The organism is Neobacillus pocheonensis (genome assembly GCF_050477905.1).
Classification (GTDB): domain Bacteria; phylum Bacillota; class Bacilli; order Bacillales; family Cytobacillaceae; genus Neobacillus; species Neobacillus pocheonensis_A.
The window spans coordinates 1-15,818 of record NZ_JBCNAD010000099.1; the positions used below are offsets into that span (position 1 = coordinate 1).

Here is a 15,818-nt window from a genome sequence, read left to right on the forward strand (position 1 = left end):
TGCGCGTCCTGGCCGGTGCGGCTTTGGATCCGGAAAAGGGCAACAAAAAAACAGCCCTCTCTTTTCGAGAGCTGTTTTTGGGGATTCCCGGCCCGATGGGGTCGGGTTAGTTTTTTGGGTTTAAGCATCCAGCCGGGTTTTCGTTAGCTCGTCCAGCAACGTGGTACAACGCCGTAACGCTTCATCTTCAAATAAGGTCAGATCAAAGAGAAATCGAATTTCATGGTGACTCTCATCTGGATTTTTTGCCTTATATGGCGCTACCTCGATCTGCTCTATCGAAAATCCAGCCGTATCAAGGGCCGACATAATGGAAAGCGATAGTTTAGACACATTTTCAGTCAGTGGAAAAAAGGAATGGATTTCCGGCCAGCTTTCCTCAAGCATGTGATAGAGTGTTAGCCCTTTCCCACAAAGAGACTCTAAAAACTTTAGCTGTCCCTCGCTTTTGTAAGTCTTTCTTTTGACTTCCTCCTGCTTACAGTATGACAAGCATTCGGGGCATTGGGGTTCCGTACAGCATCCACCGTCTGCATGTTTGTGGCATTCATCCGGAACGGATCCGTAACCGTCTGCATGTAAATGGGTGTACGTTCCATCCAGCTGCATATGAAAGTAGATATTGGGTTTCCCGATTTTCCCTAGATCGCCGCCGCACACAAGCACAGTTTTGATCTCACAGCCATTCGGACATGCCCATATTTTGGTTTGACTCATTGTGGCCCTCCTGCTATGCTATATGTTTTATCTGAATGATATTTTCTAATTGCTTAAATTCTGTCATTGACATTACCGTTTCTGTATAATAAATACCGTTTATCAATTCATGAAACTCAATTCCGCGACCATCGAAATATTCTTTAATTTCGTCTGTCATTTCATTAACAGTAAATATAATTCCGTTTGCTTCTTCAAACCGCTTGGAATTTTTAGAAATTAGCACTTTCTTTACTTTGTCGCTGTACTTGTAATATTCATCATATGGATGAAACAACACGCCTTTTATAAAATCTTCATCAGGCTTTACACTTGCCCATTTTCCAATCATTTCTCCGTGGTGCTGCTGCCCTTCTTGGATTAATTCGATGGTGTCACCAAAGGTCAAGATTTCAATGTCATTCAGATACACCGTTACTGAGCCTTGTGTAACTGATTGTCTATTGCGCTTCACTGTGAATGTATATTGCATTGTTAAAACCTCCACTTATGTATTTTCCTTGATCTTCCCCCTGGGAGCCGGTGAATCCGGCTCCCAGGGGGTTCGGGTTAAGAAACGCTTTCGCCTTTGCGTAATACGTTTTTAATGTGCAGCTGCCTGAACCAACTACGAAACTCGGAAAGGTCAAAAAACGCCTTGTTCCACGGTCCAAACTCGTCGGCCAGTTCGGCGTGAACGGATCCGTCATCGTTGGAATGGGCCAATATATTCAGCTAACCGCCTGTCGTTATCACTATCGCATAAAAATTGAACTTCATAGGTTGTGCCTCCGTTCTTAAAGGGAATGGATCCCCGGCCCCAAAGGGGGCAGAGGCGCTTTGGGCCGCTGATTGATCCTTTTTATCTTGCCATGCCAGATATAACACCATCAAACCAAACCGTACCAAATTGAAAGTATGCATACATTACAGAGATTTTTTTATTAATTGCAGGACAGAAACCGGAATAATATTCCCTAGCCTTATCCTCAGATACATATTGCAGATTGATTACTCCTTTTGATTCGCAAAATTTAACTAGTGCATTATTCATTTTTATCACTCCTTAATAGGTATAAAATCATGTGTTTGAATGGGATGCCCCGGCCCCCTTTTGGGGGTCGGGGCCGCGTTCGCCGCTGTTACGCGGCGGCGGATTTCTTGCTCATTTCCTTCTCGATCTCGGCAATCAGTTTCTCCGCTGTCTTTTGGATGGTATCCCCAGCCTTTTGGATATGATCGGCAAACGCGGAACCATTCCAGCCAGCTACATAAGGAAAGCTGTAATTGCTTGTATCAAATCCGAAGTATGAAAGAACGACAAACGCGGTTCCCTCGGCTTCGACTTCCTTCATTTCTTTTGACTTGTCGCTGTTCGTGTGCAAGTAACCGTGAGCCATTTCATGCACTAAGGTTTTGCATTTGTGCAAAGCGGCCATTCCCTTTTTAACGGCGATGCTTTGGGTCAAATGGTCGAAATAACCTTTCGAACCGTTCGTGATCGTCTTTTCCTCGACCGGAAACGGGCAAACCGCCTTTAAAGTCTCGTAGAAATCGCGCAAAGTCGCGGTTTCCATTGTCAGTTCGTGTGTAAGGCTCGGAAGTGGCGCTCCTTTGGTTTGGCTCACATCGAAAACCGATGTTTGATGAAAACCTACAAGCTTTTTCTTCTTCTCTCCTGTCTGTTCGTCTTTTTCAATTTTGTAGCTTGGAGCCAAAATTTTGATGCCTTCTTGCTTGTATTGCACTTGACGGCCAAGCTTCTGCCAATCCGTATATCCTGCGACAAAGGTTGCTGTCGGGCATTGGAAGTAAATAAGCATCATGTTATTGAAAGAATAGTTATGGAACCGTGATTGGAATAGCAAAATCTCTTTCCATTTATCGGAAAAGTACACTTTTTGAACCCCTTCTTTGAGTTTTGCGTACAGCTCATTTACTTTCGGCTCTTTATGGTTTGTCTTTGTCATAATGGAAAACACTCCTTAAAGTTTGATTTATAGGGAATTTGGGGCCGGAACTCCGGCCCGTTATCGGATTAGCGATTAGCGAAGAATCAAGGATCCTTGAACCGTTAGGTTTTTCAGCGCTTGCAAACGAGCGATTCGGGATTGAGCGATAATCAATTGAGCTTTGGACATTTTCAACAACTCCTCGTGAGATTTTGGATTCTTACCCCTTTATCCGGCTTCGTTTTCCGTTCTAGCCCGAGCGGCGATGAGCGGAAATCTTTAAGGCTTTGAGAACAGAAAGCCGGTTTGCGAAACTAGCGTCTTGCATATGTAGTTTTCAAAGGAGCAGTTCATCCGTATGTCGTATCCGTCATAGCCCGATTAACCGCGCCGGTTCTCGGAGTGCAAGGGTCTGCCCGGCTCAGCCGGGATGAAAAAAGTTTTTGGCCGTCTTTGCCAAAAAGTTTTTTCACCTTTGCGCGGAGAGGTTCGGCGTGGTTGGCTATGCTTGACGGATACGGCATACGTCCGGATGAACGCGGATTGAAAACGAAATATGCAAGATGCTTCGCACCATACTGCTTCTGTTATCAAAGCCGGTAAGGTTTGATCTTCGTCTTTGGGTGTAGGAATTTGAAGTCCTTTAAGGGGTTGAATTTAATCTCTTTCCAGAGGGGTTTGAACTTCCAGGATTTTGTATTCAAGAGGTTTTTTCCAAGTGCAGGGGTATAAGTGTCCAGCTGCGGAATGAGCGCATTTCAGATGGGTTTGCAAAACAATTAGAAAACGGGCCACTTTAACGAAAGAAAATAAACCGTAGAACAACGTATGAAGTTGAATTAATTTGGGCATTATAGAAATAACGGAACAAGCAAAGCTCGATCCGGTGGCGAAGCATTGTCTTTTTTCGAAATAAAAAGAGCCTGGCGGCAAATCCGCTAGGCTGATGAAAGAGATCTATTATCATTATGGTCATTATTTTTGCTTTTTATTCATTGATTTTTAAATCGATTTTTCTTCGGAACGCAAAGGAGGAAATGAAGGCCAATGGAATCTATCGGGTCTTAGGCGCTTGCGCCTTAGAGCCGGTGAGTCGCTTGGCTTTCCCGACTGAACGAGCTGGGGGATCCAAATTTCCTATTTCCGAATATTACATGATCCAGGGAAGAAATTAGTAACTCTCAGCCCCATAAAAAAGAAAGCACCCAAAATTATCCTGTAGCCGGTAGTTAATTCTTAAAATATGATTGATGTAAAAGAAACCGGAGGTACAAGATGATCTATCACGTTATTCATATGAAAACGTTTGAATTTAAAAAGCTTACGACTTCCGAAGTTCTAGATATGGACACAGATGCCGAAGGTAGAGTAATCGTACATGGAACGGATCAAGAGCATTACTTCCTTCTTGCAAGCAAAGATCTAATTGCCGATTAAGCGATAATGAGTATCCTTTAGCTCGTTTGCACAGCAAATGGATCCGGCTATCCTTTAGTTTCTTCCATTCCCATTACCTGGACCAAAGCGAATAAGATTGTAGAGTATCAAAGGTGCAAAAATTATAATCGCGAAAACTAATAAACCAAATATGATTTTCATACACTCACATCCTAATAACAAAAGTAAGAAGAGAATTAAAAAACCGAAGAGGTAGGCGACTAACCATGATGGTGGGCTGGTTTTTGCCCGCCATTAGAGGCCAGTCGTTCGCTTGGTCGGCCCGATTGATTGAACGAGCTGGGGGATCCAAATTTCTTTCGAGAAGATTTTAGAGATATTTCCGGATCAGACTGAGCCTTGAAACATCGACCGGCGTTTCGCTTCGATCATTTCTTTTTTCCTCCTTTGGCCAGTTCCAAAGCCAACTCTATAAACTTCTTTTCGTCTATCTCACCGTTTAACGCGCTCCGAATCAAATCCTCAGCACCTTCCTGCAGCTGCTTCCCCTCGATTTCCAAACTAGCCCGTGCTTCTTTTATGGCGTACTCAATTTTTGCTCGATTCAGTAGCCACTGGTCATATTCATCCTGGCTGATTTCGCCCATATCGACCCGGCGCAACTGCTCTCTTTCTTCCGGATTCAGCTCCATGCCTTCATGCCCCCATGAAAATTATTTGTTTTCAAATCTTATTCCCGTTCTTTCAAATACTTCCCTCTTAGATCCCATAGTAACTTAATTTGTTCATCAGTTAAATCATCCATTGAAATAAAATACTTTTTCACTTTATAATTTTTTGAAAAAAATAATGGTTTTCGCAAACCCAAAATACTGTATAAGGTTTCGCCACACACGTTGCCAGCCTTTTCTAAATAGGATGGTTGGCCACTATAAAAATGATTTTTTAACGTTTTTGGAATTTTACGATCTGTAATTAAAGAGCTTATAATAACTGCGTAATGCCTGTGGTTCGGATCTATTGGAGAGCATGCAATCTTATGCATCAATTCATAGACTCTAAATAGCATTAATCTTCCATGTTTGCTACGTTCAGTTAACTTAGGTGGCAATGTGTGGATTTCATAATATTTAGCTTTTTTAGTTCTATCAATAATATCTTTTGACGTGTACCAAATTACCGGCCTAAAATGAGTGAATGTATGGAACAACACTACAACTCCTGTAATGATCGAAGCAGCCATGAGAAAACGTAAGACCCATAGAATAAATACTTTAATAATATCGGGAAAAACAAGAGGATCGATGATAAGGATTGGAAGCAGTAATAATATAAAGGCTACAATCGTATGAGCCAAAATACCAAGACCCAAATTGTAAGAATGTTTAGAATGAAAGTCCCTAATTTGAACTTTAACCCCCATTAGAAGCCCCATTTAGTGCTTTTTGAACCGATCTTCTCCAAATAGATTCCTCGTATATCGGCCTCATCAACTTATATTTAATCGTTAATACAAAGATGATAATTAGAGATGGAATCAATGAATATAACACCGCGTATTGAAAATCCAATAACGAAAATATTGTACCAAGCAAGAAAATGATCCCTGTAAAACAAAAGCAAGCTTTAAAATCCAACATCAATCCATTTATCGAAATATATCCTTTACTTTCATCAAAAAAGATGCGTCTTGCATTATTGAATAACACCATAATTTCCGATCTTTGATCGGACGAATACCCCATGAGATCAAACACTTTCTTCAATCCCTTGTCAGACGGATGAGGTCCTGCAGACAATAAAATATCTAAATAAATCGTTGCCTTGTCGTTCGCCATAATCCTCAGCCCCTACTTTTCTTTTCGAGCCTTAATGCACCCAATTGGAATAATGTGGTTCCACAAATAATTTTATCACTGTTTTCTGCGTGAAGTCGATTATTTTCCATACGCTCTTACAACGTGCAATCCTGCTTCATTATATTTCTTGTATAACAGACTTAGCTTTACCGAAAGGAAATTACTCCGTGCGCCGCAGCACATCAGAATTATATTTTGATGGCCTCATACAAAGCTTCGGCTCGATCAATCTAACCAGCTGATTCAAAAGCTTGTCTGCAGTTTTATACCGATCCGACTGTTTCCGGTAGGAAACGAACCGAATGCAGAATTTCACGGTTTTTCGAGACAAATCTAATCCGGGGTGAAACGGTAAGTTTCCGTTTCGCAACCATCCGGGCAACGCCCGGCCAGCGGAGCAGTCAAGGTCGGCGGCCGCCGCCGCCGAAGGTAAACCTTGACGGCTCCATAATCAAAGGCAGCGGCCAGCCGCGGGCTACCATCGGTTTCATTGTTTTTTGTTTTGCACAAACTCCTTTATGGCATCGCCAACGCCATCAAATTTCATGGCTTGGATACTTGTGGATTTTTCAAGTTTGTGTTTTGCGATACATGAATCGCAGGCCATTGTTTCCGGCATACCATTTGCGCCAGGAATGACTAACTTCAAATCTTGCTTTGCCTTCATCAAATGGATGGTCCACCGATCCTGATTCTGTCCGCAAACTTCGCACCATAAATGCCGCTGATAGCGGGTTCCAGGTTCAGCACTCTGCAGAGCCTTCAACGTTTCCCGTTTCGCCTTAATTCTTGCCGTTTGAAGCTTCATTCGGCAACCCTCCCCAACGCCTGCTTTCTTCTTCTAGTTGACGCTGAACGCCCCTTAAATGCATCTGCATCCCACTATAATATAGATTCCGTGGATCTCCCTGTAACCCCATAGCAGGAATAATATGTTTTAAGAATAAGGTTTCATCGTCGATCTTATTTAATTGCGGATCCTTCAATAGCCGTTTGAAAAACTCTTCTTGATCGCTGGCCTCCAGCGTTTCACGATCCGGAATAATCAAATCCAAAACCATATTTTCCAGCTGATACAAAGGTGATTCGAAAAATTTTGTTTTATCAGCCATGAATAAGGATTCAATCTTTTCCTCCATGCGTTTTAATTCTCCAATGACCGAAAGGAGTTGCAGGACTTGACTTACTTGTAATTGTTCTTTCATCCAGAATCTCTCTCCTTTTAATGGGGGCCAGCAGCCCTCGAATCAGAGCCTATTTCACGAAAGAATAACGGTTTTGAACCTTGTCGTATCCAAGTGCTGTATCAAATGATCCGGTTTTGCCGCCTTTGAACCCGGTAAGCTTGTCCGTCTTCCCATTCTTGATGATCTTTTTGAATTGGCCTAAAGTGATCTTTACACCTAAGAACTCTTTACTTAACTTAAATTTGCAGCCGGATTGCCTCCAAGAGCTGCAACCATAATAGGTTTCACTTTCAACGACCGGCTTGCTGCAGAGAGGACATGCCCCGATACTGTTATCTTCTGTGGTCGGAAACCTCGTCTGTAGCTGGCCATCTTTAAGATACAGGTAAACATCATATGGCTTTTTTCCTTCGTCGGACGGCGGGATGTTTTGCAATAAGACTTCTTTTCCGGACAGCAATGCTTTCGCCGCTTTCGTCGGTACTTCCGCTTTTCGAAACACTTTCCATAGGGTGAATTTGCAACCATCTTTATAGCCGCTGCAGCTGTAGGTTTTTTCCTTCTCAACAACCGGCTTTTTACATAGCGGGCAATCCCCAATGCTATGATCCTCTACTGTCGGAAACCTCGTCTGGAGTTGGCCATCTTTGAGATACAAATAAATATCATAAGGCTGTTTACCTTCTCCGGATGGTGGTACGTTCTCTAAAATAACTTCCTTCCCGGCCAGCAATGCTTTTATTGCTTTCACCGGCAGCTCTACCTTGCGGTACTCCTTCCATACGGCAAATTTACAACCTTCTTTATAACCGCTGCAGCCGTAAGTCTTTTCCTTTTCAATGACTGGTTTTTTGCATACCGGGCAGTCTCCCAAGCTTCGGTCTTCTACGGTTGGGAATCTCGTCTGCAGCTGGCCATCTTTAAGGGACAAGAATACGTCATATGCCGATTTTCCTTCTTCGGATGGGGGTATATCTTTAACCAGGATTTCCTCTCCTTCAAGAAGATTTTTGATTTGCTTCTCGCGGAGCTTTACCTTCCGGAATTCTTTCCAGATGGTGAATTTGCATCCTTCTTTCCAAGCGCTGCAGCCGTATCCCTTGGATCCCTCAATGACCGGCTTGCCGCATAACGGGCATGTACCGACTTCTTCAATATTGGAGAACAGGGAAAGCTTTTTGTTGTCTTTTAGCTTTGCCTCGATCTGCTGCTGCAGCTTTTCCTTCATGCTGAGAATATTCCGGGCGAATGACTTGAACTCATCCAAGAGCGCGGCAGCGGATTGCTTCCCTTCGGCTACATCGTTCAGCTTTTTCTCAAATTCCCCGGTCAGCTCGATGGAGGCTATTGGATGATCGTAAATTAATTCAATGAAGTGTTTTCCCTTGTCGGTTAGATACACCAGATTTTTTTCAATTTCGATATATTTTTGCCGTACTAGCGTGTTAATGATATCCGAACGGGTGGCCGGTGTACCGATCCCGGCTTTAAGATATTCCATGATTTCTTCATCTGTGGTTTGCTCATCTACATGACGACCGGCGTGTTCCATTGCCTCTTGCAAGTCAGAGTCGTACATGCGCCTTGGCTTACTCGTTTTTCCGGTATGAGTTTCGATTTTTGCGGCGGTTGCCGCCTGGCCTTCCCGCAGCTGCGGAATTTTTTTAACGTTTCCTAGCTGGTCGGCCTTACTTTCATCTTCGATGGAGTCGTTCGGATCCTGCTGCGGTTTCGAAATTTTTCGCCAGCCATCGGTTACAACTATAACAGCTTTGGAGATAAAGCTTTCACCCGCAACGGATGTAATCACTTCGGTTTCTTTGTCTACGCCTTCCGGATGAAACGCGGCCAGCGTATGCCGCAAAATTAGCTCATACAGCTTCTCCTCATCGGCGGTGAGCTTATATTTCTCATCGTTTTTAAAATCTTCCGGGTTACGGTCTGTTGGAACGATCGCATGATGCTCGCCTACTTTTTTATTGTCTACAAACCGGGTTTTTCCTTTAATACTTTCAAGGGTTTCGGGAAAGTATTCCTGGTACTTGCTCGTTTTCTGCAGCTTAGTCAATCTTTCTAGCAGCTCATCAGCTGCGTTCTCTGACAAGTGACGGCTGTTTGTACGCGGGTAAGAGCAGAATTTCTTTTCGTACACTTCCTGCAAAACCTTCTTTGTCTTTTGAAGGCTAAATCCAAGCTGTTTTCGCGCTTCTGACTTCACAGAAGTTTCATGAAGCAGCAGCGGTGCGGAACGTTTAACCGATTTTTCAGTGTATTGAATAACGCTTCCCTGCTGTCCCTGCACTTTCTTCCGGATCTCGTCGGCCTTTTCTTTCGTATCGAATCGGTAGACGGCTTTCCCTTCGGCATTTTCTTTGAACCACTGGCCAGGATAATTTCCGTTTGTGGTCTGAAATTCGCTGACAAGCACGTAAAACGGTTGCGGCACAAAGTTTTGAATGGCCATTTCCCGATCATATACAATCCGTAGAGTGGGGGTTTGGACCCGGCCAGCCGATAAGGTGGCTGCCTCCTTGGAGATGTCCTTAACCATAATGGAAAAGAACCGTGTAGCCGTAATCCCCATCCAAAAATCCGCATTGGCGCGCACTTGGGCCGATGCCGCCAAGTTATCGTAATGCCGTGCATCTTTCATGTTCGCATACGCTTTTTGGATCGTTTCCGGCGTTAAATCACTTAGCCATAAACGCAAGGCGCGGCCCGGCTCATTGACCGGGTAATTACATTCTTGAAGCGTAAGGCGCGCGATATGCTCCCCTTCGCGACCTGCGTCCGTAGCAATTACAACGCATTTGGCCTTGCTCACAAGCTCTCGAATCGCTTTAACCTGGTCCTTTTTATCTGGATCAACTTCGGTAAGGACCGGATCCGGAATGAACGGCAGATTTTCAAGCTTCCATTCCTTGTATTCCGGGTAACTGTCCGGTTCTTTCTGCTGAATAACGTGGCCGATGGCCCATGTAACGACATCCCCATTGGTCAATGTGTGGTAATGCCGCCCTTTACTTTTCAGCCCCAATGCTTGGGCTATATCGGTTCCCATGGCTGGCTTTTCAGCCAATATGACTCGGTTATACATGTTGTTGTTTCTCCCCCTGCACAACTATTAATCTATAAGATCGCTTTTTTCGATAAATAATTAGTCCAAAAATGTTCGCTTGCAATGGGGACAGCCAGTGATATGCTCGCTCCCGGCTTTTTCTACGCTGATTCCGCTATTCCCGTTTAATTTATAAATATTTATATCACAGCTCCAACAAATACCGTCGGATGGCGCAAAATTAGGAACATCGTTGGCCTTGCAATACTCTTTTTGCGCTAGGCAACTAACTTCAACATCGTACCTGGCCATTATAATCGCCCCTCAAATATCGATTTTGAATTTCCTTATTCTATAAAACAACATTCACCCAAACCTCTTCCCCATTCTGCAGCTCTTTACGCTGGATACCGTAGGAGCATGAAGAGAAGGAAAATTCTTCTTTGTTTTTATCCTTCGAAAGGCTTTTTAATAGCCACCACGTTTCAGCAAGTGTCCATTCGACCCGCGCATAGTCATCACCTGTAGTCATACGCTCCGGATCCCAAATAAGAGAATCGACATCCTTGCTTTCACGAATCGTTTTTAGTGACAAGGGCGGTGGCAGCTTCTTTTTACATACCTCGAAGTGATATAGCTCCCTTTGATTTTCATGAATTGTTACCTCATTACCGTTGTAGCTGTATGTCAATGAACCATCACGGAGAATAGCATTGGAAACCGAAGATTTTGCAACCATTGATTTGATTGTTTCTTCGGCCTCAAATGTTTCACCCAATATAATCTGCACATCCACGTAATCAAAATAAAGACGTTCGGTGATACGATACCATTCCATCTAAATACAGTCCTCCTTGTTCGTAAGTGTTAAGCAAATGGATTTCTAATTTTCCTTGTTGGCGTATTTTCGGTATTTGGAGCATTATTATCGTCCCTTGTTTGATCCTCGGTTGTGCTGAGAGCATCGTTGTTCTCGCCTGACGTATCTGTCTTAGTGTTGGGGAACATAGCATCGATAAGGGCATCGTCGATTTTCTTTATGGAACTGCTTACTTGTATCTCTGTTGATTTTTCAATCGATTCGTGGTCCGGAGCTTCATGGTCTTCTCTCGAAAGAGAAGGTTGCTCGACCCCTTTATTTTCATTCTCTTGTTCTGCTACCGGTTTATTTGATAGGTCCGGATATTGCTCTGCAGCTGGCGTTATCGTATACATCTGTTCCTTTTCTTCGGCAGCTGCAGCTACTTCATGAATTACCTCCGGTTTTTCAGGAGAATTCAATTCATGAGTCAATTCAACTGTTTGCATTACGGCCGGTTCTTCGGCCTCTTTTATTGACGGTTGGCTCTCTACTTCGTCCATCTCGTCGAAATCAATTACTTTGTTTTTCCCGGTGTGCTTCGCCCGATACATAGCTTCGTCGGCCATCTTAATAAATTCCTCGGCAGTAACATCGGGTCTGCTTTTGCAGATGCCTACACTAACCGTAACCGGCGTAATAGCTTTAGATTCTTCTTCCACTCTGGCTCGGAACAATTCGGCTATGTCGTTCATATCCATTCTTGGATGTGTAAAAAGGGCGACCATTTCCTCGCCACCATAGCGCCCGGCAAGACCCATATCATTACAAGTTTCTTTTAAGATCCTGGCTACAAACTTTAGCATTTCGTCGCCAACCTGATGTCCTAACGTGTCATTTAGTTTCTTGAAGTTGTCAATATCGCTGAACAGAACATAGGATGTTTTTCCCGTATGTAAAGCTTCGGCAACCTTTTTTTTGAAATAGTTCTTATTGTAAAGACTCGTTAATCCATCCATAACCGATGAGTACGAAACAGCTTCCATCAAATCTACGATTCTTTCAAAAAAGATATAGAACATGACGGCATAATAACCCAAGCTGGCAGTCAATTGAAGCGCCAGGATCGCCGGACTTCCCTCAATTAAGTAAGCGATTTGAAGCAGCACCGCGATGGTATTGATACTCATGGCTGCATTAAATTTATTGCGTTTCGGCAATTTAGGCATTGCTTTCAGATAGAAGTAAGCGGTAAAAACAATGGTTAGGACTGTAAGTAAAATGCTAGTAATTAAGCCACTTACAAAGATCGATAGGATCCCAAGAAAAATGCTGCCTGCCGCGAAGCAGAAGTATATGTATAATTCCTTATTTGTTTTCGGCTGAAATAAGATCAAAAAGCCGGTTTGAACGGCGATGAAAGCTGTCACCGATAAGGAGGCAAGTAGTAACCCTACAAAGTTTGAGTTACTATTAAATATCGCCGCACTTACAATTAGTAGAAAAAATGAAGCAGCTGCTGCTTGTGTTACAGTAAAAATTAAATAGGAACGGCTAAGCCATCGTTGATAGAGCATAAATCCCATCGTGGTCATTGCCAAAAGCAAGGCCAGCAATAAAAGCCCCGGTAATAGATCCGGATGTGTATAAAGCAAACCTGATCACCTTTTCTTTCGTGAAAATATTCCTATGAATCTATCTTTATTGATAATTATTTGAAGCAATTGCATTTACGGCGACCCGATTGCACCGCTTGGTTATAGCTCGGAAATGTTAAGCTTCCGGGGCGTTTGTGTAATCCTCTTCCAAGTTCGCAGGATAGATCGTGAAAAACATCCGATCCTGGCGAAGCTATAAACGCTACGCCTTGTTCCTTTGCTTTTTTCATTTTCCCTTGATTATATCGATACATATTATCCATGAGTCTGTCCCGATCCCATAAGTCGATGCCCAACTCATCAGCAGTTTCCCTAACTTGCTTGGTGAAACCGCGATTTGTAATTATCCAGGCTTCATCACACTCATAAAGACTCTTGGCCGTGAATATTTCTTGGACCGCACTAAACGATATGTTCTTGCCCCAACATTTGGCTTGCACACAAATACGCTTCCTGGTGACTGGTTCAATCAGAATTTTATCGGCCCCCTTATCTCCTTTTCCGCCTTGATGATCTTCAACCTTATATCCTAAATCTTTAAAAAAGACAGTTAGGTAATCTTCAAATTCATAGCCTGTCATTTGATCGATATCCTGGATTCCAGAAAGCCGAAGGCGTTTTTCAGCTGCTTTTCTTCGGATCCTATGAATGACAAAGCCCATTCCCCATCGCAGGGTAATTAGAGCCAATATGGTTCCTACGATGGTATACCATGGCGGCAGCTTTAATCCCTGAAACAATAAGTTTTTCCCTAATTTTAAGTGCGTGTTTTCATCGGCAGTAACCATCATATAAACGGCAATGCCAAGGAAAATGACGATAAATAAAAAATCCATGGCAGCCGATTTTTTTTTGTAACGTCTTCGTCTATTGCTCATGATTTCATTCGCCTGCTTGCAAGACCGATTTGGAGTAACAGCATTTTACATATCCCTCTCTCCGGAAAGCGAATCTAGGCTATTTTTAAGCTCACGGTTGCTGGACTTGGTATATTTTCGAGTCGTATTCACATTGGCATGTCGCATCGCATCGGCAACTTGGTTTAGTGGCCTGCCACGTTCTATTAAATCATGCCCGAACGTATGCCGAGGAACGTGGGACGTTAAATTTTTGATTCCTGTTTGCTTGCTGATTGTGCGGTAAATATGGTCAATTGCCCTTTCGGTTAAGCTATTCTGTCTCTTTTGTGAAGTGAATAGCTTTTTGGATCTAGGATCTTTCTTATTACGTTCTTCGATCCACTCTAGCAGAGCATTTCGCAAATCTAAGTTCATCGGAAGCTTTGCAGCTTTGCCACCCTTCCCATCACGCACATAAAAAAAACCACTTTCAAAGTCAGCATCTTCGATCTCCGCATCAGCAATTTCGGAAGCGCGCAGGCCCATATGCAACCCGCAATAGACTATTGCTCGATTTCTTGTAAATCGCCAAGGATTCTTCTCTTTTAAACCTTCATCGTTGATATAGGCCAGTAACCGGTTCTTTTCAATTCGTTCCAACCAACGCGGTTCTTCTTCGATATCATTTTGTACCTTTAGGGTCCTTAACTTTGCAGCTGGATTCTTCTTGATGACCTCGGCATCAATGTAGAAAGCGAAAAAAGCCCTAATACCTTTAATGCAATTGTTTATAGAGCTTATTGAATAACGTAATTCTTGTATCTCTTCTTCTTTTTTTCGTTGATAGGTTGCTTCGTGAATTAAATAGTTTCTCCAATCTTGAAGATCAAGGGCTGTCACTAATTTAGGATCAAAAGTAGTTTGGTTGGTTATTTTCATGAACCACTCTTGAAAGTCATCTGCGATTCGAATGTATCTACGAATCGTATGATCAGATTTCCCTTCTGCCCTCATCCATTTTTTAAAATTTTCCATAGAAACCCCTGCCATGATTACCCATATAGTCAATACTCTCCTCGTATGGTAAGCTAATTATGGCAGTCTTCGGGCGTACATCGTATCCCTCATTATTCTCTTGGACAGGGAGAGGGATTCCGGGGCTGCCTCCATTATCATATAGTCGCATTGATCTTTACTGCATATGCTCACGATGATAGCTGGCATTTCGTCAGGAATGCAAGATGCTAAAACCATTTCAAGAGGCCCAGCCTTTATGGGTATATACCCCGCCATTTCCACGATGCCCGATGCACATTTAGGGCAATTTTTCGCGTTTATCCTCCTCTTCGTTCTAATGAACAGTCTTTTCAAAAGAGGATTCATAGAGAACATTCCTTTCTTCTCGATGTTTTTTGTGCCGCGGCTATCTTCCCGCTTATTATGTTTCCGATGCCTGCATTGAACGAACCGTATAAAACGGCATTTTTTCCTGTGGCGCTTCCAATCCTCTTTCAATGGTATAACTTGTGGCCCCAAAATGGACTTTCAAATATTCGATAATTTCCTTTCTCGGCACAGCATCCAAGGTTTTAGTCTCGCGCTCCACGATACCCATTACCTCGATAGAAGCCGGATCCTCTATACCGTGAAATACAATTCTGCAAAATTCTTTACGCGCACCGCTTGGTTTCAAAATCATGGGCAGTCTTAACATTAAAACCTTTACCGGATCATCAACCTGTCCTCTTTCGTAAAACTTCTTTGCGGCTTGGATCGCTTCTTGGATGTCCCCATGATCACAATACGAGTGATACTCCCAATGTTCAAGGATCATACTCTCATCTATTTCAAGTTCTTCATTAAGTAGAGCAGCTGCTAGACCATTGTAGGTTTCCAGGTCTACCTCAACAGTTTCAAGTTCATCCTCTTCATCTTCATCTGCGGCCTCATTCCTTTTACGCTCTGCAGCTTTTGTAAGCAATCTCTTTTTGAACTGACTTACTTTAAATGCTTCAATCAACTGCCATATTAAGCCGACTACAAAACCCGCAGTAACGAGAATTAAGCCGATGATTACTATAAAGAACTCGACGTTCATTGCGGGTTGATCTGGTCTGTGATAAAAGATAGTAGTTACCATTAAAATAAGCAGCGGAACCGCGTTGCAATAAAAACTTTGTTTCCATCCTTTATATCCTACCCACGCGACAAGTAACGTCCAAATGAATAGCTCGATAACGGGATAATTTTCTACATTTCTTGGAGTATTACTAAGGACATCGACCATATTAGCCAGGCCAAAGCCTACCGCGTTAATAATGATGGCAAGCACATAAAGCAATTTATTACCTTTCAAATTCAGTTTCACGCCA

General features: G+C 43.0%; 17 protein-coding genes. 1 reads left to right on the forward strand and 16 read right to left on the reverse strand.

Annotation, left to right across the window (positions count from 1 at the left end; all coding sequences use genetic code 11):
• Positions 1-120 precede the first annotated feature (120 nt).
• The 4 genes from ABES02_RS29105 to ABES02_RS29120 form a co-directional block, all read right to left on the reverse strand.
• Positions 121-717 (reverse strand): hypothetical protein, encoded by a 597-nt coding sequence (locus ABES02_RS29105; RefSeq protein WP_430141405.1) that lies wholly within the window; start codon positions 715-717, stop codon positions 121-123.
• Between the two features lie 13 nt (positions 718-730).
• The gene (locus ABES02_RS29110; protein ID WP_430141407.1) at positions 731-1,189 is read right to left on the reverse strand and encodes a hypothetical protein; all 459 of its coding nucleotides are present in this window, start codon (positions 1,187-1,189) and stop codon (positions 731-733) included.
• 369 nt (positions 1,190-1,558) lie between these two features.
• Positions 1,559-1,750: a hypothetical protein gene (locus ABES02_RS29115; protein WP_430141409.1), complete on the reverse strand. Its 192-nt coding sequence runs from the start codon at positions 1,748-1,750 to the stop codon at positions 1,559-1,561.
• An 88-nt stretch (positions 1,751-1,838) separates the two neighbouring features.
• Positions 1,839-2,666 (reverse strand): ArdC-like ssDNA-binding domain-containing protein, encoded by an 828-nt coding sequence (locus tag ABES02_RS29120; RefSeq protein ID WP_430141411.1) that lies wholly within the window; start codon positions 2,664-2,666, stop codon positions 1,839-1,841.
• 1,257 nt (positions 2,667-3,923) lie between these two features.
• Here ABES02_RS29120 and ABES02_RS29125 point away from each other — a divergent pair.
• On the forward strand, positions 3,924-4,085 hold the full coding sequence (locus tag ABES02_RS29125) for a hypothetical protein (protein WP_430141413.1): 162 nt from the start codon (positions 3,924-3,926) through the stop codon (positions 4,083-4,085).
• A gap of 389 nt (positions 4,086-4,474) precedes the next feature.
• On the opposite strand, the gene ABES02_RS29130 is transcribed toward ABES02_RS29125, so the two are convergent.
• From ABES02_RS29130 to ABES02_RS29185, 12 genes are all read right to left on the reverse strand, one after another.
• On the reverse strand, positions 4,475-4,738 hold the full coding sequence (locus tag ABES02_RS29130; protein ID WP_430141415.1) for a hypothetical protein: 264 nt from the start codon (positions 4,736-4,738) through the stop codon (positions 4,475-4,477).
• 38 nt (positions 4,739-4,776) lie between these two features.
• Entirely contained in the window at positions 4,777-5,469 is a 693-nt protein-coding gene (locus tag ABES02_RS29135) for a hypothetical protein (RefSeq protein ID WP_430141416.1), read from the reverse strand.
• Positions 5,459-5,884 (reverse strand): hypothetical protein, encoded by a 426-nt coding sequence (locus tag ABES02_RS29140; protein WP_430141418.1) that lies wholly within the window; start codon positions 5,882-5,884, stop codon positions 5,459-5,461. Before ABES02_RS29140 ends, ABES02_RS29135 begins: the two co-directional genes overlap by 11 nt.
• Positions 5,885-6,392: 508 nt before the next feature.
• Positions 6,393-6,713: a hypothetical protein gene (locus tag ABES02_RS29145; protein WP_430141421.1), complete on the reverse strand. Its 321-nt coding sequence runs from the start codon at positions 6,711-6,713 to the stop codon at positions 6,393-6,395.
• The gene (locus tag ABES02_RS29150) at positions 6,688-7,110 is read right to left on the reverse strand and encodes a hypothetical protein (protein WP_430141423.1); all 423 of its coding nucleotides are present in this window, start codon (positions 7,108-7,110) and stop codon (positions 6,688-6,690) included. Before ABES02_RS29150 ends, ABES02_RS29145 begins: the two co-directional genes overlap by 26 nt.
• 49 nt (positions 7,111-7,159) lie before the next feature.
• Positions 7,160-10,189, reverse strand: a complete 3,030-nt coding sequence (locus ABES02_RS29155; RefSeq protein ID WP_430141425.1) for a DNA topoisomerase — start codon at positions 10,187-10,189, stop codon at positions 7,160-7,162.
• A gap of 60 nt (positions 10,190-10,249) precedes the next feature.
• On the reverse strand, positions 10,250-10,462 hold the full coding sequence (locus tag ABES02_RS29160) for a hypothetical protein (RefSeq protein WP_430141426.1): 213 nt from the start codon (positions 10,460-10,462) through the stop codon (positions 10,250-10,252).
• Between the two features lie 40 nt (positions 10,463-10,502).
• Complete coding sequence (locus ABES02_RS29165; protein ID WP_430141428.1) at positions 10,503-10,988, reverse strand: hypothetical protein; 486 nt, start codon at positions 10,986-10,988, stop codon at positions 10,503-10,505.
• Between the two features lie 29 nt (positions 10,989-11,017).
• Entirely contained in the window at positions 11,018-12,604 is a 1,587-nt protein-coding gene (locus ABES02_RS29170; RefSeq protein ID WP_430141430.1) for a GGDEF domain-containing protein, read from the reverse strand.
• 56 nt (positions 12,605-12,660) lie between these two features.
• Entirely contained in the window at positions 12,661-13,485 is an 825-nt protein-coding gene (locus tag ABES02_RS29175) for a restriction endonuclease (protein WP_430141432.1), read from the reverse strand.
• A 45-nt stretch (positions 13,486-13,530) separates the two neighbouring features.
• Positions 13,531-14,481: a tyrosine-type recombinase/integrase gene (locus ABES02_RS29180; RefSeq protein ID WP_430141434.1), complete on the reverse strand. Its 951-nt coding sequence runs from the start codon at positions 14,479-14,481 to the stop codon at positions 13,531-13,533.
• A gap of 403 nt (positions 14,482-14,884) precedes the next feature.
• On the reverse strand, positions 14,885-15,814 hold the full coding sequence (locus ABES02_RS29185) for a hypothetical protein (protein WP_430141435.1): 930 nt from the start codon (positions 15,812-15,814) through the stop codon (positions 14,885-14,887).
• Between the last annotated feature and the right edge of the window lie 4 nt (positions 15,815-15,818).